Below are 18,142 nucleotides of genomic sequence, written 5' to 3'. Positions count from 1 at the left end.
GAACACCGGGAGCGGCAGGATGGATATTGGCGTCTTCATTCCGATCGGCAACAACGGCTGGCTGATCTCCACCACCTCGCCGCAATACATGCCGAGCTTCGACCTGAACCGCGAGGTGGTGCAGCGAGCGGAGCGCTACGGCTTCGACTTCGCCCTTTCGATGATCAAGCTGCGGGGCTTCGGCGGTCCCAGCGAGTTCTGGGACCACAACCTCGAAAGCTTCACCCTGATGGCGGGCCTGGCCGCGGTCACCAGCCGCATCCGCCTCTATGCCTCGGTCGCGGTGCTGACCATCCCGCCCGCCATCGTGGCGCGGATGGCCGCCACCGTCGACGACATCTCCCGCGGACGGTTCGGGGTCAACATCGTCTCCGGCTGGCAGCAGGCGGAGTACAGCCAGATGGGCCTCTGGCCGGGCGAGGCGCATTTCGCCCGGCGCTATGAGTATTGCGCCGAATATGTGCAGATCCTGCGCGAGCTCTGGGCCACCGGCCGTACCGATCTCAAGGGGCAATTCTTTCAGATGAAGGATTGCCGCGTCAGCCCCCGTCCGAAGGGCGAGGTGAAGATCGTCTGCGCCGGCCAGAGCCCGACCGGCATCCGCTTTGCCGCGCAGTACGGCGACTATAATTTCTGCGCCGGCGCCGGGGTGAACAACCCGATGCAGACCGCCCCCAACATCGCCCGCCTGGTCGAGGCGACGGCGGAGACGGGCCGCGCGGTCGGCGCCTATGTCCTCTACATGGTCATCGCCGCCGAGACGGATGCGGAGGCCGAGGCGCGCTGGGAGCACTACCGCGACGGGGTCGACCTCGAGGCCGTGGCCTGGCTCACCGAGCAGGCCGGCGCCGACACGGCGGCGGACGAGACCTCGACCGCCCGCTGGATGGCGAAGGCGAAGTCGGCGGTGAATTTCAACATGGGGCTGATGGTCGGCTCCCATGCCACGGTCGCCCGGCTGCTGGACGAGGCGGCCGCGGTACCGGGGACCAGCGGCATCATGCTGGTCTTCGACGACTTCCTGCGCGGCATGGACGAGTTCGGCACCTGCATCCAGCCGCTGATGCGCTGCCGGGCGGGGCGCTTCGCCACCGCCTGACAGGCGTGACGGGGGCCGGCAACCCGGCCCCCTGCCTCCTCAGCCCGGGCTGCCGCGCTCGCCGCGCAGCCGCAGCGGGACGAAGCGCTGGCCCTGCGCCGTCTCGATCAGCAACAGCGCACTGGGACGGTTCTGCCGGCGGAGCTGCTCCAGCTTCGCCTGAACCTCCTGCGGCGTCGTCACCCGCTCCTGCTGCACCTCGACGATGACGTCGCCGGGACGCAGCTCCCGCTCGGCGGCGGGGCTGTCGGGCGCCACCTCCATGACGACCACGCCGCGCTGGTCCGGCTTCAGGCTGAACCGCTCCCGCGTCTCCGGCGAGATCGGCGCGACGCGGAGGCCGAGGCCGGAGAGCTCCGTCGGCCGGTTCGCCTGCGGGGCGGGCGTCGCCGCGGCCTGCTGCGGCTCGCCAGGCAGCTCGCCGACGGTGACGTTGACCGTCTGCTCGCGCCCGTCGCGCCAGACCACCACCGGCACCGGCCGGCCGACCGGCGTCTCCGCCACGATGCGCGGCAGGGTGCGCATCTCCCGCACCTCCTGCCCGTTGAAGCGGAGCACCACGTCCCCGTTGCGGATGCCGGCCTTGGCAGCCGGGCCGTCCTCCTGGGCACGGGCCACCAACGCCCCTCGACCGCCGCCCTGGAGCCCGAGGCTCTCGGCGATCTCGTCCGTCACCTGCTGGATGTTCACGCCGAGCCAGCCGCGCCGCACCTTGCCGCCGTCCCTCAGCTGCGCGGTGATGTTGCGCGCCAGGTTGGCCGGGATGGAGAAGCCGATGCCGATCGACCCGCCGGAAGGCGAGTAGATCGCGGTGTTGATGCCGACGACCTGGCCGTCCAGGTTGAACAGCGGCCCGCCGGAATTGCCGCGGTTGATGGCGGCGTCCGTCTGGATGAAGTCGTCATACATGCCCTGGCGGATGTCCCGCCCGCGGGCCGAGACGATGCCGGCCGTGACCGTCCCGCCGAGGCCGAAGGGATTGCCGATCGCCAGCACCCAGTCGCCGACCTGCGCCGAGTCGCTGTCGCCGAACTGCACGGCATGCAGCGGCTTGTCGGTCTTGATCCGCAGCACGGCGAGGTCCGTCCGCGGGTCGGTCCCCAGCAGCTCGGCCCGGATCGACGTGTTGTCCTGGAGGATGACGTTGATCTCGTCGGCGCCGTCGATGACGTGGTTGTTGGTCACCACGATGCCGCTGGTGTCGATGATGAAGCCGGAGCCGAGCGACTGCGCCCGGCGCGGCCGCTGCTGCTCCGGCCCCTGCCCCGGCTGGCCCGGCTGTCCCGGCCGGTTGCGGTTGAAGAAATCGCGGAAGAATTCCTCGAAGGGACTGCCGGGCGGGGCCTGGGGCATGTCCGGCGCATCCGGCCGATTGGCCCGGGCCTGGGAGTTCTGGGTCGTCGAAATGTTGACCACCGCTGGGAGGAGCTGGCGCGCCAGCGGTGCGAAGGAGGGCGGCACGTCCCGCATCGGCATCGCCGGCGGCGCATTGGTGGGCGGCACCGCGGCGGGTGGGGCAGGCAGCGGTGCCACCTGCGCGGGCGTGCCCGGCGCGGGCTGGCCCTGGGCCAGCGCCGGCAGGCCGGCGATCACCAGGGCAAGGAGGGGATGGGCTAGGCGCATCGGCGACACCTCAATTGCGAAAGGGTGCCGCTTCAACGCGGCACCCGCCGGAAGGACTGAACGACAGGCTAGGCTAGATGGTGGCTGGTGCCCAATCCGCCAGCCGGAACGAGGAGGGGCGCGGCCCGGCACCGCGCCCCGTCCGCTCAGGGCGTCCGCACCGCGCCCGGCGTCGGGATGCTGCGGAAGTACTTGAAGAAGTCGCTCTCCGGGCTCAGCAGCATCCGCGTTTCGCCATCGGAGAAGGCCTCCCGCATCGCCTGCATGGTCCGCCAGAACTGGAAGAACTCCGGGTCCTGCTGGAAGGCCTCGGCGAAGATGCGGATGGCGGTCTGCTCGCCCTGGCCGCGCAGGATCTCGGCCTGGGACTGCGCCTCGGCGATCAGCACCGTCCGGTCGCGCTCGGCCGCGGCGCGGATGCGCTGGGCCTGCTCGGCGCCCTCCGCCCGCTGCTCCCGGGCGACGCGCTCGCGCTCCGACTGCATGCGGGACAGGATGGCCTGGGTGTTCTCCTCCGGCAGGTCGGCACGGCGGATGCGCACATCCGTCACCTCGATGCCGAAGCTCTGCGCCTCGGTGTTCACCCGCTGGCGAATCTCGCCCATGATCCGGGCGCGGTCGGCCGAGAGCACCGCCAGCAGCGTCTCGCTGCCGAGGGTGTTCCGCAGGGTCGAGGAGACGATCGGCCCGAGCCGCAGGCGGATGCCGTTCTCGGTCGCGCCCACCGTCTGGTAGAAGCGCAGCGGGTCGGTGATGCGGTAGCGGGTGAAGGTATCCACCACGATCCGCCGCTGATCGCCGAGAATCACCTCCTGCCCCTGCGCATCGAAGTCGAGCAGGCGGCGGTCGAAGGCGATCACCGTCTGGATGAAGGGCACCTTCATGTTCAGCCCCGGCTCCCGCACCACCCGGCGTGGCTCGCCGAACTGGGTGATCAGCACCTGCTGCGTCTGGTGCACGGTGAAGAGCGAGGAGAGCACGGCGAAGAGCGCGAAGAGCAGCACCACGCCGGCAACGGCAAGGCGGTTCATCGCGTGCCTCCCTGCGTCTGCGCACCGCGCGGCATGCTCGGCAGCGTCGGCGGCGAAGACGGGGCCGGGCGGCTGCCGCCGCGGGCCGGCGGGTCCGTCAGGTTCAGGAAGGGCACCAGCCCCTGCAGCCGGTCATCCACGATGACCTTCGGGTTGCGCCGCAGGATGTCCTCCATGGTTTCGAGATAGAGCCGGCGCATCGTGATGTCCTGAGCCTGGCGATAGGCGCCGAGCACGCTGACGAAGCGCGTCGCCTCACCCTTGGCCCGGGCCTCCTGGCTGTCGCGGTAGCCCTGGGCCTCCTGGATCATCCGCTCCGCCTCGCCGCGGGCGCGGGGGATGATGTCGTTGCGATAGGCCTCGGCCTCGTTGCGGGAGCGCTCCTTGTCGGCCGCGGCGCGCTGCACGTCGCGGAAGGCCTCGATCACCTCGGAGGGCGGGTCGACCTTCTGCAGCTGCACCTGGGTGACGACGACGCCCGCCTTGTACTGGTCGAGGATCGCCTGGGTACCCTGGGCCACCTGGGTCTCGATCTGGGCGCGCGCCTCAGTCAGCGCCGGCTGGATCGGCGTGCGGCCGATCACCTCGCGCATCATGCTTTCGGCGGCCGATTTGATGGTGTTTTCCGGGTTCCGGGTGTTGAACAGGAACTCGGAGGCGTCACGCACGCGCCAGCGCACCACGAAGTCGATATCGATGATGTTCTCGTCGCCGGTCAGCATCAGCGACTCCTCCCGCACATCGCGGCCGGCGCCGGCGCGCGGGGCGCTGGCATCGGCCGAGCGGAAGCCGATGAAGACTAGGTTCTCGGTGGTGACGCGCGGCGTCAGCGCGGTCTCGACCGGCCAGGGAATGTGGTAATTCAGGCCGGGCGGGGCATTGCGGTGATAGGCGCCGAAGCGCAGCACCACGCCCTCCTCGTCCGGCTGGACGCGGTAGATGCCGCTCGCTGCCCAGACGCCAAGGACGAGCAAGGCCAGCAATGCGGCCGCCCGCCCGCTGCCACCGCCCCGCGGCGTGCGCAAGAAACCGCGGACCCAGTCCTGCGCGCGGCGGATCAGGTCGTCGAGGTCAGGTCCCGGCCCGCCCGGGCCGCGGCCGCCCCCCGGTGGCCCGGGTGGAGGTGTCCCCCACGGCCCGCCCGGTCGGGGATTCCCCCAGGGGCTGGGTCCGCCACTGTTCAGCGCCATCGTTTGGTCCGGCCTCCACCGATTGATCGTTTTGACCGCCGGCAGGACCCTGGACACACCTGGCGGCGCGTTTGGGGCTGGATGCGCGGCGGCACCCGGCCATATGACACGCCCGGCCGGGCGACGGGTGCCCGCACGCTGCAGAGCGCCCCAGGCGCGCGCGATATTGGCCGGAAGCGGAGGGTTTTCAAGCGATGTCCGAACAACTGGTCGATACGGTCCGGAATATACTGCGCGCGGTGCGCGATCCGGCGACGGGGCAGGACATCGTTTCCTCCGGCATGGTGCAGGGGCTGGCGGCGCGGGACGGGCTGGTGCAGTTCGCCCTCGCCGTGCCGCGTGAGCGGGCGCCGCAGATGGAGCCGTTGCGCCTGGCGGCCGAGCGCGCTGCGGCCGGCGTGCCCGGCGTACTGAGCGCGACGGCGGTGCTGACGGCGCATCGCCCGGCCCCGGCGGCCCCCGCCGCCCCGCCGCGCCCGGGGCCCAAGGCGCCTGCCGGCCAAGGCCCGATGCTGCTGCCCGAGGTTAAGAAGATCATCGCCATTGCCTCCGGCAAGGGCGGCGTCGGCAAGTCAACGACGGCGGTGAACCTCGCCGTGGCGCTGGCCGCCGAGGGGTTGCGGGTCGGGCTGCTCGACGCCGACATCTTCGGCCCCTCTCTCCCCCAGATGCTCGGCACGCGGGAGCGGCCGCGCACCGAAGGCCAGCGGATCATCCCGATCAGCCGCTGGGGGTTGAAGGCCATGTCCATCGGCTTCCTCGTCGAGGAGGAGACGGCGATGATCTGGCGTGGCCCGATGGTGATGGGCGCGCTCGAGCAGCTGATGGGCCAGGTGGAGTGGGGCGCGCTCGACATCATGGTCGTGGACATGCCGCCCGGCACCGGCGACGCGCAGCTCACCATGTCGCAGCGGGTGCCGCTGGCTGGCGCCGTCATCGTCTCGACGCCACAGGACGTGGCGCTGATCGACGCCCGGCGAGGGGTGAAGATGTTCGAGAAGGTGAATGTCCCCGTGCTCGGGGTCATCGAGAACATGTCCTACTATTGCTGCCCGAATTGCGGGCACCGGGAGGAGCTCTTCGGCCATGGCGGCGCGCGGGCCGAGGCGGCGAGGATGGGCGTCGAATTCCTCGGCGAGCTGCCGCTGAAGCTCGACATCCGCCTGCTGGCCGATGCCGGCACGCCGATCGTCGCCGCCCGGCCGGAGACGGAGGAGGCGCAGGCCTACCGCCGCATGGCCACGAGGCTCTGGGACAAGCTGAACGGCGCGGAGGCACCAGCCGGGCCGCGGATCGTCATCGAGTAGCGGGTCAGCGGCGCGGCGCCGTCCAGCGCCCGAGCAGGACGCCGAGCAGCAGCGTCCCGCCGAGCAGCGCCACTACCTCGCCGAACAGGGCATGGGCCAGCGGCAGGCCGATCAGCACGGCGAAGACCAGCACGCCGACCCAGAGCCAGCGCCGCCAACCGGCCAGTGGCGAATCCGGTACCGGCGCCCGCGCCGCGCGCGGCGCGGCGGGGCGGCCTACCGGGCGGCCGGCGCGCGAGGCGCGGGGCTTCGGCGCCGGGCGGGCGGCGCCGCCCGGGCTGCCGGCATCCTTGCCGCCAGGGCTCCGGCTCATGCGGCGGGGCGCCCCAGCATCTCCATCAGCTCGCGCCATTCCCGCTTGGAGAGGCCGCTGCCGGGCTGCTCCACCGGCTCGCCGGCCAGCATCCGCCGGACGATCGCCAGCATCCCGGCCGAGAGCGTCGCGGCGCCCATGCGGTAGTCGACGAAGGCCTCGTGGCAGGCGGGCACCCAGGCCCTCACCATCTCCAGCATGGCGTCGGCATAGGCGCGGATCTCGTACTGGGCATGGGAATCGGCGCGCAGCGAGAGGAAGTTGAGAAGGTTGTGGAGGTCAGCCTTCCAGTACCACTGGGTATAGGTGTTGAGCGTCAGGTTCATCCGCGCCAGCTCGCGCGCCAGGCCCTGGCGGGCCCGGTCGAGCGGCTGGCCCTCGGCATCCTCGTTCAGCATCCAGGCATAGTGGTCATAGGCCTGCATGGCGTCGCCGCGCAGCAGATCGAGCACCCGCGCCGCTTCCTCGCCCGCCAGCACATCGCCGCGGCCCTGCCGGTTGGCGGTGGATTGCGCGGCGAGCTGCTCGGGTGCCGGGATGTAGAATTCCCGGTCGAGGATGGAATAGCGTGCCGAGTACTCGTTCACGTTCGCGGTGCGGTGCCGGATCCACTGCCGGGCGATGAAGATCGGCAGCTTTACGTGGAACTTGATTTCGCACATCTCGAAGGGCGTCGAGTGGCGGTGCCGCATCAGGTAGCGGATCAGGCCTCGGTCCTCATTGGCGGCGCGGGTGCCGCGGCCGTAGGAGACGCGCGCGGCCTGCACCACCGCCGCATCGTCGCCCATATAGTCGATGACCCGGACGAAACCGTGGTCGAGCACCGGCACCGCCCGATAGAGCAGCGCCTCCAGCCCCGGCGCGACAGGGCGGCGGGTGCGGCCCTCGGCGGCGCGGGCGGCCTCGATCTCCTGCTGCTGGTCGTCGGTAAGCGGCATGGGCGGTCCTTCGTGCTGGGTCGGGATGTAGCCCAGCGCCGCCCGCCGCGCCACGACGATGGGGGATGATAGGGGCGGGTGTGGCACCGGCGCATCGCCGGGTGGCTCACCGCGAGATGAGCGACATCGCCCCCTCGCTTTCGGCGGCCGGAGCGCCTACATCTGGTCCGTCGCTTCGGCGACTATGGTGATAAACACGGCTTGGAATAATCGTTGCGGACCCGGGGGCAGTGCCCGGCGCCTCCACCATAACGGGGGCGAAACAGGCTCGACGCGCGTGGTAAAGAAGCCGCTTTTGCCCGGCATGGTTCCGCCGTCATCGGGCCGATTCTAAGTGCGAACGATAACAGCCGCGAGGCTGTCGCACTCGCTGCCTAGGAATAGGTAAGCGCGGCTCGGGGGGCGCCGGGCAACAGAAGCCCCCCACTTTCTGCATGTCGATCTTATACTCCCACTTCCGTGATTGAGTAAAATCGCACTATATGGAGGGGGAGTTCGATGCATGAGCGATTCGTCAACCCGTCCTGAGAGCCTTCTGCCCTACGCCGTTTGGACGGAGGAAGCCCTGCGCGCCGTGGTGCAGGATGCGCTGGCGCATGCCGCCAAGCATGGCCTGCCCGGCGAGCACCATTTCTACATTACCTTCCGCACCGACCATCCGGGCGTCGCCATGCCCGGCCATCTCCGCGCCCGCTATCCGCAGGAAATGACGGTCGTGCTGCAGCACAAGTTCTGGGACCTCGTCGTGGACCGCAGCGCCGGCAGCTTCTCCGTCGGCCTCTCCTTCGGTGGTGTCCCGGCCATGCTGACCGTGCCCTTCGCCGCGCTGACCGCCTTCGCCGACCCCTCCGTCCGCTTCGGCCTGCGCTTCCAGGCGATGCCTGCGCAGGAGATGGCATCGGAGCCCGCCACCGCGGCCGCTGCCGCAGAGCCAAGCCAAGTCGTCAGCCTCGACAGCTTCCGCCGCCGGCCGGCCCGCGACTGATCCTCTGCCGGTTGGCTTGGCCTCGCCTCTGGGCTAATGCCGGGTGATGATCGCGCCGCCGGTGGCCCATCGGCGGCGCTCCCTGCGCGGAGACCGCCCGTGACCCCTCCCCAAGACACCCTCCGCGTGCCTTCGCACGACGTCGACGCCGGCCCGGTGTCGGCACCTGCCCGACCCTCCGGCTTCCAGTACAGCCCGATGTTCCCGCTGGCGGAGGATGGCACGCCCTGGCGCCGCCTGCCGATCGAGGGCGTCCGCGCCATCGAGGTCGATGGCAAGACCGTGCTGAAGGTCCCGGCCAAGGCCCTGGAGGAGCTCGCCTTCCAGGCCTGCCGCGACGTCTCCCACCTGCTCCGCCCTGGCCATCTCCAGCAGCTCGCCAACATCCTCGAGGACCCGGAGGCGAGCGCCAACGACCGCTTCGTCGCGCTCGACCTGCTGAAGAACGCCAATATCGCCGCCGGCGGCGTGCTGCCCATGTGCCAGGACACCGGCACCGCCATCGTCTTCGGCAAGAAGGGCCAGCGCGTCTGGGTCGAGGGCGACGAGGAAGAGGCGCTGAGCTACGGCGTCCACCGCACCTATACCGAGACCAACCTGCGCTACTCGCAGATGGCGCCGCTCTCGATGTTCGAGGAGGTGAACACCGGCAACAACCTGCCGGTCGACTTCTCCATCATGGCGCAGCCGGGCGAGCACCATGCGGACGAATTCCACATGATGTTCGTGCTCAAGGGCGGCGGCTCGGCCAACAAGACCTTCCTCTACCAGCAGACCCGCGCGGTGCTGAACAAGCCGAAGCTGCTCGCCTTCCTCGAGGAGAAGATCAAAACCCTCGGGACCAGCGCCTGCCCGCCCTACCACCTGGCGATCGTCATCGGCGGCACCACGGCCGAGACCACGCTAAAGACGGTGAAGCTCGCCTCCACCCGCTGGCTCGACACCCTCCCCACCGAGGGCGACAGGTCGGGCCATGCCATCCGAGACCCGGAGCTGGAGGCGGAGGTCCACAAGCTGACGCAGAATCTCGGCATCGGCGCGCAGTTCGGCGGCAAGTATTTCTGCCACGACGTGCGGGTGATCCGCCTGCCGCGCCATGGAGCCTCGCTCCCCATCGGCATCGGCGTCTCCTGCTCGGCCGACCGCCAGGTGAAGGCGAAGATCACCCCCGAAGGCGTCTTCCTCGAGCAATTGGAACACGACCCTGCGCACTACCTGCCGGAGGCGACGGACAGCATCCTCGGCGGCGACGTGGTCCGCATCGACCTGAACCGGCCGATGGGCGAGATCCGCGCCGAGCTGTCGAAGCACCCGGTGAAGACCCGCGTCTCGCTCACCGGCACCGTGGTCGTCGCGCGTGACATCGCCCATGCCAAGCTGCAGGAGCGGCTGGACCGCGGCGAGGGCCTGCCCGACTACATCAAGGACCACCCGGTCTATTACGCCGGCCCGGCCAAGACGCCGGAGGGCTATGCGACCGGCAGCTTCGGCCCGACCACGGCCGGGCGGATGGACAGCTATGTCGCCGCCTTCCAGGCCGCCGGCGGCAGCCTCGTCATGCTCGCCAAGGGCAACCGCAGCAAGGCGGTGCTGAATGCCTGCAAGCAGTATGGCGGCTTCTACCTGGGCTCGGTCGGCGGCCCGGCGGCGCGGTTGGCGCAGGACTGCATCCGAAAGGTCGAGGTGCTCGAATACCCGGAACTCGGCATGGAGGCGGTCTGGCGCATCGAGGTCGAGGACTTCCCGGCCTTCATCGTCGTCGACGACAAGGGCAACGACTTCTACGAAGGGCTGGAGTGATGCTGGAACTCCGTCCGAATTGCGAATGCTGCGGGCGGGACCTGCCGCCCGAGAGCGGCGAGGCGCTGATCTGCTCCTTCGAATGCACCTGGTGCCGGGACTGCGCGGATAACCGCCTGCCCGGCGGCCTCTGCCCGAATTGCGGCGGTGAGCTGGTGGCGCGGCCGGTCCGGCCTGCGGGCAAGCTCGAGCGTTTTCCCGCCGCCACGGCGCGCAAGCGCTCCCCCCTCCCCGCCTGCACCGGAGCCTGAGCCGCATGGCCCGCATCCATATCTCCTCCGGCTCCCGCTTCGAGGAGGAGATCGGTTATTCCCGCGCCGTGGTCGATGGCAACCATGTCTGGGTCTCCGGCACCACCGGCTATGACTACGGCCGCATGACCATCGAGGACGATGTCGTGGCCCAGGCCGACCAAGCCTTCCGCAACATCGCCACCGCCCTGGCCGAGGCCGGCGCCAGCCTCGACGACGTGGTGCGGGTGCTCTTCATCGTGCCGCGCCGCGAGGATTGGGAACCCTGCTGGCCGGTGGTGACGCGCCATCTCGGCAAGGCCCGCCCCGCCTCCACCCTCATCCATGCCGGGCTTCAGACCGATGCCATGCGCATCGAGATCGAGGTCACGGCCCGCCTGCCCAACAAGGGATCCGCCTGATGCGCTTCGCGGTCGACCGGCTGGACCATCTCGTCATCAACTGCCGGGACCTGGAGGTCATGGCCTCCTGGTACCAGCGCGTCCTTGGCATGGAGCGGGAGGATTTCGGCTCCCCACCGCGGATCGCGCTGAAATTCGGCGGGCAGAAGATCAACCTCCGCCCTGCCGACGCGCCGGCGGAGGAATGGATCGCCGCCGCCCGCTGCGAGCCAGGCACGCAGGACCTCTGCTTCGTCGTCGCGGTCTCGCCGGAGGAGATCGTGGGCCAGTTCCACGCCTGCGGCGTCACCATCGAACTCGGCCCGGTCACCCGCACCGGCGCGCTCGGTGCCATGGGCTCGGTCTACTGCCGGGACCCGGAGGGCAACCTGATCGAGGTCTCCTCCTACTCCGCCTGAGGCGCCCCGGCCGGGCTGACGAACGGCGGGCCATGCTCCACGTTGGCAGGACGACCGCCAAGGAGACGCCCGCATGGCCGAGACCCGCACCGAGACCGACAGCCTCGGCACCATCGACATCCCCGCCGATCGCTACTGGGGCCCGCAGACCGAGCGGGCGCGCCTTCTCTTCCGCATCGGAACGGAACATTTCACCCCTGCCCTGATCCGCGCCGTCGGCCTGCACAAATGGGCCTGTGCCGAGGCGAATGGCCGGCTCGGCGAGCTTCCGGCCGAGCTTGTCGGGCCGATCAGGGATGCGGCGCAGGAGATCGTCGATGGCAAGCGGGATGCCGACTTCCCCTTGCCGATCTGGCAAACCGGCTCCGGCACCCAGACCAACATGAATGCCAACGAGGTCATCTCGAACCGCGCCAACGAGATGCTCGGCCAGCCGCTCGGCAGCCGAAAGCCCGTTCACCCGAACGACCACGTCAACCGGGGCCAGTCCTCGAACGACAATTTCCCGACCATGATGCATATCGCCGCCGCCGAGACGGTGGAGGGGCGCCTGCTCCCCGCCCTTGGCCGGCTGCATGCGGCGCTGAACCAGCGCGCCGCCGAATGGTCCGACATCATCAAGGTGGGCCGCACCCACATGATGGACGCGGTACCGGTCACGCTCGGCCAGGAGGCCGGCGCCTGGGCCCGCCAGGTGGAACTCGGCCAGGAGCGCCTGCGCGCCACCCTGCCGCGGCTGCTGATGCTGCCCCAGGGCGGCACCGCGGTCGGCACAGGCCTCAACCGCCACCGCGACTTCGACCGCGTCTTCTGCGAGATCGTCGCCGAGCGCACCGGCCTCGCCTTCGCCCCGAACCCGAACAAGTTCGAAGGCATGGGCGCGCATGACGCCCTCGTCGAGTTGCAGGGGGCGATGAATGTCATCGCCGTCTCGCTCAACAAGCTCGGCAACGACGTACGCCTGCTCGGCAGCGGCCCGCGCTCCGGCCTGTCGGAGCTAGTGGTGCCGGCGGACGGGCTCTCCTCCTCCATCATGCCGGGCAAGACCAACCCGACCCAGGCGGAGGCGCTAACCATGGTCTGCGCCCAGGTGATGGGCAACACCACCACCGTCACCATGGCGGGGGCGCAGAGCTTCCTCGAGCTCAACGTGTTCAAGCCGGTCATCATCCATTGCGTGCTGCAATCGGCGACGCTGCTGGCCGATGCCGCCGAGAGCTTCGCCGAGCACATGGTCATGAAGCTGGAGCCGGCACGGGAGCGCATCGCCGAGAACCTGGCCAAGTCGCTGATGCTGGTGACGGCGCTGAACCCGCGGATCGGCTACGACAAGGCCGTCGCCATCGGCAAGCTGGCGCTCAAGGAGAACCTGACGCTGAAGGACGCCGCCCAGCGCCTCGGCCATGTCAGCCCGGAGGATTTCGACCGCTGGGTCCGGCCGGAGGACATGGTCACCCCCGGCGCCACGCTGGATGGGTGAGGAACGGCATCTCAGGAAACGCAGCTTCCAGCTTGCCGGGCATCGCACCTCGGTGGCGGTGGAGGCGGAGTTCTGGGTGGTGCTGGAGGATGTCGCCGCCCGGCGCGGGCAGAGCCTCGCCGGGCTGGTGACGGAGATCGACATGGTCCGCGCCGGCTCCGGCCGGCCGCTGGCCAGCGCGCTTCGGGTCTTCGCCCTGGCGGAGAAGGCTTAGCGCGTCCGCGCTGGGGCCGAGACGCCGCCCCCTCCCCCACCGCCGCCACCGAGCGTCGCCGCCAGCACCCCGGCCGCGATGCCGAGTGGCACGCTGACCAGCAACGAGGTTGGCGTGCCCGTCTCGGCCGGCCGGGGCGCCTGCAGCACCCGTTCGCTGATCGCCCGGCGCGGCCGCCGCGGTGGGCCGGGTGTGGCGACGGGCGCCGCGCCCCGTGCCGGCACGATGATGGAGGCCTCCGCCGGCACCACCACGGCGCGCTGCTGCGCTGCCGCTGGCCAGGCCAGGACGATCAGCAGCAGCGGCAGGAGGGGGCGAGGGATCATTGCGATCTTGTACCTAACCGCTGCCGCCCCCGGCAAGCGGCTTATCGCCGGCCGAGCATCGAGCGGGCGATGATCAGCCGCATCACCTCGTTGGTGCCTTCGAGGATGCGGTGGACGCGCAGGTCACGGACGATCTTCTCGATCCCGTACTCCGCCAGGTAGCCATAGCCGCCGAGCAGCTGCAGCGCGTCATCGGCCACCTTATGGCAGGTATCGGTGACGAAGCGCTTGGCCATGGCGCAGAAGGCCCCGGCATCCGGCGCCTTGGCATCCAACTTGCCGCAGGCACGCCAGAGCAGGGTGCGGCTCGCCTCCAGCTCCGTCCGCATGTCGGCCAGGCGGAACTGGGTGTTCTGGAAATCGGCGACCGCCTTGCCGAAGGCCTGCCGCTCCTGGACGTATGCCAATGCTTTATCGAGCGCCGCCTGCGCCCCGCCGAGCGAGCAGGCGGCGATGTTCAGCCGCCCGCCATCGAGCCCCGCCATGGCGAAGCGGAAGCCGTGCCCCTCCTCGCCGAGCAGGGCGGAGACCGGCACCCGCGCACCGTCGAAGATCAGCTGCCGCGTCGGCTGGGCATTCCAGCCCATCTTCCGCTCGTTGGCGCCGAAGGAGAGGCCCGGCGTTTCCTTCGGGATCAGCAGGGCGGAGACGCCGCCCGGCCCCTCGCCGCCGGTGCGCACCATGGTGAGATAGAGGTCCGAGGCGCCGGCGCCGGAGATGAACTGCTTGGTGCCGTCGAGGATGTAGTGGTCACCCTCCCGCCGCGCCCGGGTGCGGAGCGCCGCGGCGTCGGAGCCGGAGCCGGGCTCGGTCAGCGCATAGCTGGCCACCAGCCGCATCGGCACCAGCTCCGGCAGCCAGCGGGCGCGCTGGGTGTCGTTGCCGAAGCGATCGATCATCCAGGCGACCATGTTGTGGATGGAGAGATAGGCCGAGACGGTGGGGCAGCCCATCGCCAGCGCCTCGAACACCACCGCGGCGTCGAGCCGCGTCAGCCCCGCCCCGCCGCTCTCCTCCCGGACATAGAGCGCCGCCATGCCGAGGCTGGCGGCGGCCCGCATCTCCTCCACCGGGAAGTGCCGCGCCTGGTCCCATTCCAGCGCCCGCGGGGCGAGGGTGTCCATGGCGAAGCCGAGCGCGGTCTCGCGCAGCTCCTGCGTCGCCTCGGGCAGTTCGAAGGCCTGGTCGGGCAGCATGGTCGTCCTCCGGATGCCGTCTCTGCGGCTGGGGCGGATGTAGCCTATTCCGCCGCCATCGCCACCATGGGCTGCGCGACCGCCGCCTCCAGCTCCGCCATCCGCGCCCGCGTCGCCGCGGCGTTGCGGGCCTTGATGTGGCCGTAGCCCTTGATGCCCGCCGCCGCCTCGGCCCAGTCGCAGATGCGCGCATGGGTCTCGGGGGAGAGGAGGGCCAGCAGCCGCTCCACGCCCGCCCGGTACTCGCCGGGCAGGGCGCGCTCCATCCGCCGCTCCTCGGTGCGGCCGAAGGGGTCGAGCGGGGTGCCGCGCAGCAGCTTGCCGTGGCGCAGCAGGCGCATGGCCTGCAGCATCCAGGGGCCGAAGGCCATCTTGCGCGGCTGGCCGGTCACCGGGTCGGTCTTGGCGAGAATGGGCGGCGCCAGGTTCAGCTCCACCTTCTGGGTGCCGGTGAAGTGGCTGGCGAGATGCGCCTGCCATTCCGGCAGGTTGTGCAGGCGGGCGACCTCGTACTCGTCCTTGTAGGCCATCAGCCGGAAGAGCTGGGTGGCGACGGCGCGGGTCAGCCGCTCCTCGGCCGCCACCGCGCGCGCTTCGGCGGCACGGACCTTGGCGACGAACTCCGCATAGGGACGAGCATAAGAGGCGCTCTGATAGGCCGCGAGTTCCGCGACGCGGCGGTCGATCAGCGCATCCAGCGTCTCGTCCTCCGGCGTCACCGGCGCGGGCGGGGCGAGGGCCGCGGCGCGGCCGAGGGCGAAGGCGGCCTTGTTGCGCTCGATCTGGGCGCCGTTCAGCTCCAGCGCCCGGTTGATCGCCTCGGCCGAGAGCGGCACCAGGCCGCGCTGGAAGGCGATGCCGAGCAGCCAGACATTGAGGTAGATGAGGTCGCCGAAGGCCTCCTCCACCGCATGCACGCCGGGCACCGCCACCACCTCGCGGCAGGCGCCCTGGATGCTCGCCAGCATGCCGGCGCGGTCGTACTTCGTGCTCGTGTCCTTCACGAACTGCGCGGTCGGCTGCAGGTCGGCGTTCAGCACGGCGACGGTGCGCCCGGCGCCGAGCAGCGGCCGCGCCGTCCGCCCATGCGCCACCACCATGTCGGCCGAGAGCAGCAGGTCGGTCTGGCCCATGCCGATGCGGGGCGCCTCGATCGTCTCCGGCGCCGCGCCGGCCCGGCCGATGCGGAGCTGGGCGAAGACGCCGCCGCCCTTCTGGGCGAGGCCGAGCATGTCGACCGAGCGGCTCGGCCGGCCTTCCAGATGCGCCGCCATGCCGAGGATGGCCGAGAGCGCCGTCACCCCCTGCCCGCCGACGCCGGCGAGCAGGATGTTCCAGGCCGGCTCGCCGGCGCGGGGCTCCGGCACCACCGGCTCCGCCAGCGCCTCGCCCGGCTTCGGCACCGGCTTCCGCACCGGCTCCGCGCCGACCAGCGTGACGAAGGAGGGGCAGAAGCCCTCGACGCAGGACAGGTCCTGGTTGCAGGCGCTCTGGTCGATCTGGCGCTTGCGGCCGAACTCGGTCTCGATCGGCTCGACGGCGAGGCAGTTGGAGGTGCGGGAGCAGTCGCCGCAATCCTCGCAGACGCGCGGGTTGATCGCCACGCGCTTGATTGCCACGGCCTGGGTGCCGCGCTTGCGCTTGCGGCGCCGCTCCGTCGCGCATTGCTGGTCGTAGATCAGGACGGAGACGCCGGGCAGCTCGCGCAGCTCGCGCTGCACCGCGTCCAGCTCGCTCCGGTGGCGGTAGGCGATACCCTTCGGCATGCGCGCGTCGTCCTGGTGCCGCTCCGGGTCGTCGGAGACAAGGACGATCTTCTGCACGCCCTCGGCCGCCATCTGCGCGGCGATCTCGGGCACGCCGAGCTCGCCCTCCGGCGTCTGCCCGCCGGTCATGGCGACGGCGCTGTTCACCAGGATCTTGTAGGTGATGTTGGCGCCAGCCGCGATCGCCTGCCGGATGGCGAGGCTGCCGGAATGGGCATAGGTGCCGTCGCCGAGATTGGCGAACATATGCTTTTCGCTGACGAAGGGCGCCATGCCGAGCCAGGGCATGCCCTCGCCGCCCATGTGGGTCAGCAGGTCCGTGCTGCGGTCCATGTAGATCGCCAGCGTGTGGCAGCCGATGCCGGCCATGGCATGGCTGCCCTCGGGGACCTTGGTGCTCGTGTTGTGCGGGCAGCCCGGGCAGAAATGCGGCGCGCGGTCATGCACCGGCGCCACGGCGAGGTTGGCCAGATCGTCGAGCTGGGCGATGCGCGCCGCCAGCTGCTCGGTCCGCAGCGCTTCCGGCAGGCGGGCGTAGAGCGCCCGGAGGACGGCGCCGGTGTCGAGCTCCAGCAGGTCGGAGAGCAGGCGACGGCCCTGCTCGTCGGTCTTGCCGGTGATCCGCGGCCGCTGCATCTCGTGGTAGAGCGCCTCGCGCAGCTGCGGCTCGATCACCGGCCGGCGATCCTCGACCACCAGCACCTCCTCGAGCCCGCGCGCGAAGTCCCGTGCGGCCTCGGCATCCAGCGGCCAGGCGAGGCCGACCTTCCAGATGCGCAGGCCCGCCATCCGCGCCAGCTCGTCGGTGATGCCGGCATCGCGCAGCGCCTGGCGCAGGGTCGCATAGGCCTTGCCGCGGGCGGCGATGCCGAAGCGCGCCTGCGGGCTGTCCACCACGATGGGGTTCAGCCCGTTCGCCCGGGCGAAGGCGACGGCCGCCGGCAGCTTCACATGGCGCAGGCGCTGCTCCTGCGGGATGGCGTGGTCGCGGAGGCGGATATGCACGCCGTCGGGCGGGAAGGCGAAGTCCGGGATCACGCTCGCATAGGCCGCCGGGTCGACGAGGACGGAGGCGGCGCCGTCCATGGTCTCAGCCACGCATTTCATGCCGACCCAGAGGCCGGCGAAGCGCGACATGTCGATGGCCTTGAGGCCGTAGTCCAGGATCTCATGGACGCCGGCCGGGTCGAGCACCGGCATCTCCACATCCATGAAGCTGATCTCGCAGCCCGAGGTGATGGTGGAGGACTTGCAGGTCGGGTCGTCGCCGGCGAGCGCCAGCACGCCACCCTTCGGCGCGGTGCCGGCGCTGTTGGCATGCCGCAGCACGTCGCCGGAGCGGTCGACGCCCGGCCCCTTGCCGTACCAGATGCCGAAGACGCCATCGACCGTCTGGTTGCCGTAGAGCGCCACCTGCTGGCTGCCCCAGACCGCGGTCGCGGCCAAGTCCTCGTTCAGCCCGGGACGAACGACGATATTGGCCTCGGCCAAGCGCTTGGCCTGCTTCATCAGCTGCATGTCGTAGGTGCCGAGGGGCGAGCCGCGGTAGCCGCTGATATAGCCGCCGGTGTTCCAGCCCAGCGCGCGGTCGAGCTGGTGGCGCACCAGCGGCAGCCGGACCAGGGCCTGGATGCCGGTCAGCAGCAGGGTCTCGCCCGATTTGTCCCAGCGGTCTTCGAGGGTCGCTTCGGGGCGTAGGATACTGCCCATGGTCCGTCTCCCGCGTCGTTGTCCCGAATGTCGGGCGGCCGGGGCGCCAGGGCAATCCCCCGGACCCAGCCTTTCAGCATGGAAGGATGAACCGCTCCCGCCGGGGTTTCTTTC

17 protein-coding genes and 1 other RNA gene are annotated in these 18,142 nt (G+C 70.5%); 10 read left to right on the top strand and 8 right to left on the bottom strand.

Annotated elements, in window-relative coordinates; translation table 11 throughout:
• Positions 1 to 19: 19 nt before the first annotated feature.
• Positions 20 to 1,099, top strand: a complete 1,080-nt coding sequence (rutA, locus tag JMJ56_RS12290; protein ID WP_202832062.1) for a pyrimidine utilization protein A — start codon at positions 20 to 22, stop codon at positions 1,097 to 1,099.
• A gap of 39 nt (positions 1,100 to 1,138) precedes the next feature.
• Here the strand turns inward: rutA and JMJ56_RS12285 are convergent, their stop codons facing one another.
• From JMJ56_RS12285 to hflK, 3 genes are all read right to left on the bottom strand, one after another.
• Complete coding sequence (locus tag JMJ56_RS12285; protein WP_202832061.1) at positions 1,139 to 2,722, bottom strand: DegQ family serine endoprotease; 1,584 nt, start codon at positions 2,720 to 2,722, stop codon at positions 1,139 to 1,141.
• Positions 2,723 to 2,868: 146 nt separating this feature from the next.
• Entirely contained in the window at positions 2,869 to 3,753 is an 885-nt protein-coding gene (hflC, locus tag JMJ56_RS12280) for a protease modulator HflC (RefSeq protein WP_202832060.1), read from the bottom strand.
• On the bottom strand, positions 3,750 to 4,943 hold the full coding sequence (gene hflK / locus JMJ56_RS12275; protein WP_202832059.1) for an FtsH protease activity modulator HflK: 1,194 nt from the start codon (positions 4,941 to 4,943) through the stop codon (positions 3,750 to 3,752). The genes hflC and hflK overlap by 4 nt, the downstream gene beginning before the upstream one ends.
• Before the next feature lie 194 nt (positions 4,944 to 5,137).
• On the opposite strand from hflK, the gene JMJ56_RS12270 reads away from it, so the two are divergent.
• Entirely contained in the window at positions 5,138 to 6,250 is a 1,113-nt protein-coding gene (locus JMJ56_RS12270; protein ID WP_202832058.1) for an Mrp/NBP35 family ATP-binding protein, read from the top strand.
• A 4-nt stretch (positions 6,251 to 6,254) separates the two neighbouring features.
• On the opposite strand, the gene JMJ56_RS12265 is transcribed toward JMJ56_RS12270, so the two are convergent.
• Together JMJ56_RS12265 and thyX are read right to left on the bottom strand one after the other, a co-directional pair.
• Positions 6,255 to 6,563: a hypothetical protein gene (locus JMJ56_RS12265; RefSeq protein WP_202832057.1), complete on the bottom strand. Its 309-nt coding sequence runs from the start codon at positions 6,561 to 6,563 to the stop codon at positions 6,255 to 6,257.
• The gene (thyX, locus tag JMJ56_RS12260; RefSeq protein ID WP_202832215.1) at positions 6,560 to 7,501 is read right to left on the bottom strand and encodes an FAD-dependent thymidylate synthase; all 942 of its coding nucleotides are present in this window, start codon (positions 7,499 to 7,501) and stop codon (positions 6,560 to 6,562) included. Before thyX ends, JMJ56_RS12265 begins: the two co-directional genes overlap by 4 nt.
• A gap of 130 nt (positions 7,502 to 7,631) precedes the next feature.
• On the opposite strand from thyX, the gene ssrA reads away from it, so the two are divergent.
• The 8 genes from ssrA (at position 7,632) to JMJ56_RS12220 (ending at position 13,030) form a co-directional block, all read left to right on the top strand.
• Positions 7,632 to 7,929: a transfer-messenger RNA gene (gene ssrA, locus JMJ56_RS12255) on the top strand.
• A 74-nt stretch (positions 7,930 to 8,003) separates the two neighbouring features.
• Complete coding sequence (locus JMJ56_RS12250) at positions 8,004 to 8,486, top strand: SspB family protein (protein ID WP_202832056.1); 483 nt, start codon at positions 8,004 to 8,006, stop codon at positions 8,484 to 8,486.
• 198 nt (positions 8,487 to 8,684) lie between these two features.
• On the top strand, positions 8,685 to 10,286 hold the full coding sequence (locus tag JMJ56_RS12245) for a fumarate hydratase (RefSeq protein WP_202832214.1): 1,602 nt from the start codon (positions 8,685 to 8,687) through the stop codon (positions 10,284 to 10,286).
• Positions 10,286 to 10,537, top strand: coding sequence for a DUF1272 domain-containing protein (locus JMJ56_RS12240; protein ID WP_202832055.1), 252 nt, complete (start codon positions 10,286 to 10,288; stop codon positions 10,535 to 10,537). The genes JMJ56_RS12245 and JMJ56_RS12240 overlap by 1 nt, the downstream gene beginning before the upstream one ends.
• Before the next feature lie 5 nt (positions 10,538 to 10,542).
• Positions 10,543 to 10,938, top strand: a complete 396-nt coding sequence (locus tag JMJ56_RS12235; RefSeq protein ID WP_202832054.1) for a RidA family protein — start codon at positions 10,543 to 10,545, stop codon at positions 10,936 to 10,938.
• A complete protein-coding gene (locus JMJ56_RS12230) occupies positions 10,938 to 11,336 on the top strand; it encodes a VOC family protein (protein WP_202832053.1) in 399 nt (132 codons plus the stop codon). Before JMJ56_RS12235 ends, JMJ56_RS12230 begins: the two co-directional genes overlap by 1 nt.
• 73 nt (positions 11,337 to 11,409) lie before the next feature.
• The gene (locus JMJ56_RS12225; RefSeq protein ID WP_202832052.1) at positions 11,410 to 12,816 is read left to right on the top strand and encodes a class II fumarate hydratase; all 1,407 of its coding nucleotides are present in this window, start codon (positions 11,410 to 11,412) and stop codon (positions 12,814 to 12,816) included.
• Positions 12,809 to 13,030 (top strand): ribbon-helix-helix domain-containing protein, encoded by a 222-nt coding sequence (locus JMJ56_RS12220; protein WP_202832051.1) that lies wholly within the window; start codon positions 12,809 to 12,811, stop codon positions 13,028 to 13,030. The genes JMJ56_RS12225 and JMJ56_RS12220 overlap by 8 nt, the downstream gene beginning before the upstream one ends.
• Here the strand turns inward: JMJ56_RS12220 and JMJ56_RS12215 are convergent.
• From JMJ56_RS12215 to JMJ56_RS12205, 3 genes are read right to left on the bottom strand one after another with little or no spacing between them, the layout of a single operon-like run.
• Entirely contained in the window at positions 13,027 to 13,356 is a 330-nt protein-coding gene (locus JMJ56_RS12215; protein ID WP_202832050.1) for a hypothetical protein, read from the bottom strand. The genes JMJ56_RS12220 and JMJ56_RS12215 overlap by 4 nt on opposite strands.
• Positions 13,357 to 13,397: 41 nt before the next feature.
• Positions 13,398 to 14,552 (bottom strand): acyl-CoA dehydrogenase family protein, encoded by a 1,155-nt coding sequence (locus tag JMJ56_RS12210; protein WP_202832048.1) that lies wholly within the window; start codon positions 14,550 to 14,552, stop codon positions 13,398 to 13,400.
• Positions 14,553 to 14,596: 44 nt separating this feature from the next.
• Positions 14,597 to 18,028, bottom strand: a complete 3,432-nt coding sequence (locus tag JMJ56_RS12205; RefSeq protein WP_202832046.1) for an indolepyruvate ferredoxin oxidoreductase family protein — start codon at positions 18,026 to 18,028, stop codon at positions 14,597 to 14,599.
• Positions 18,029 to 18,142: the final 114 nt, after the last annotated feature.

Origin of the sequence: Belnapia arida, from assembly GCF_016773205.1 — a bacterium.
GTDB classification, from domain to species: Bacteria; Pseudomonadota; Alphaproteobacteria; order Acetobacterales; family Acetobacteraceae; genus Belnapia; species Belnapia arida.
This window is presented reverse-complemented; position numbering and strand designations above follow the sequence as displayed.

Coding starts and splice junctions, on each gene's coding strand:
- JMJ56_RS12270 (WP_202832058.1), top strand. CDS start 5,138: ATGTCCGAACAACTGGTCGATACGGTCCGGAATATACTGCGCGCGGTG.
- JMJ56_RS12285 (WP_202832061.1), bottom strand. CDS start 2,722: ATGCGCCTAGCCCATCCCCTCCTTGCCCTGGTGATCGCCGGCCTGCCG.
- hflC (WP_202832060.1), bottom strand. CDS start 3,753: ATGAACCGCCTTGCCGTTGCCGGCGTGGTGCTGCTCTTCGCGCTCTTC.
- JMJ56_RS12225 (WP_202832052.1), top strand. CDS start 11,410: ATGGCCGAGACCCGCACCGAGACCGACAGCCTCGGCACCATCGACATC.
- JMJ56_RS12245 (WP_202832214.1), top strand. CDS start 8,685: ATGTTCCCGCTGGCGGAGGATGGCACGCCCTGGCGCCGCCTGCCGATC.
- JMJ56_RS12230 (WP_202832053.1), top strand. CDS start 10,938: ATGCGCTTCGCGGTCGACCGGCTGGACCATCTCGTCATCAACTGCCGG.
- JMJ56_RS12235 (WP_202832054.1), top strand. CDS start 10,543: ATGGCCCGCATCCATATCTCCTCCGGCTCCCGCTTCGAGGAGGAGATC.
- JMJ56_RS12220 (WP_202832051.1), top strand. CDS start 12,809: ATGGGTGAGGAACGGCATCTCAGGAAACGCAGCTTCCAGCTTGCCGGG.
- hflK (WP_202832059.1), bottom strand. CDS start 4,943: ATGGCGCTGAACAGTGGCGGACCCAGCCCCTGGGGGAATCCCCGACCG.
- thyX (WP_202832215.1), bottom strand. CDS start 7,501: ATGCCGCTTACCGACGACCAGCAGCAGGAGATCGAGGCCGCCCGCGCC.
- rutA (WP_202832062.1), top strand. CDS start 20: ATGGATATTGGCGTCTTCATTCCGATCGGCAACAACGGCTGGCTGATC.
- JMJ56_RS12205 (WP_202832046.1), bottom strand. CDS start 18,028: ATGGGCAGTATCCTACGCCCCGAAGCGACCCTCGAAGACCGCTGGGAC.
- JMJ56_RS12210 (WP_202832048.1), bottom strand. CDS start 14,552: ATGCTGCCCGACCAGGCCTTCGAACTGCCCGAGGCGACGCAGGAGCTG.
- JMJ56_RS12215 (WP_202832050.1), bottom strand. CDS start 13,356: ATGATCCCTCGCCCCCTCCTGCCGCTGCTGCTGATCGTCCTGGCCTGG.
- JMJ56_RS12265 (WP_202832057.1), bottom strand. CDS start 6,563: ATGAGCCGGAGCCCTGGCGGCAAGGATGCCGGCAGCCCGGGCGGCGCC.
- JMJ56_RS12250 (WP_202832056.1), top strand. CDS start 8,004: ATGAGCGATTCGTCAACCCGTCCTGAGAGCCTTCTGCCCTACGCCGTT.
- JMJ56_RS12240 (WP_202832055.1), top strand. CDS start 10,286: ATGCTGGAACTCCGTCCGAATTGCGAATGCTGCGGGCGGGACCTGCCG.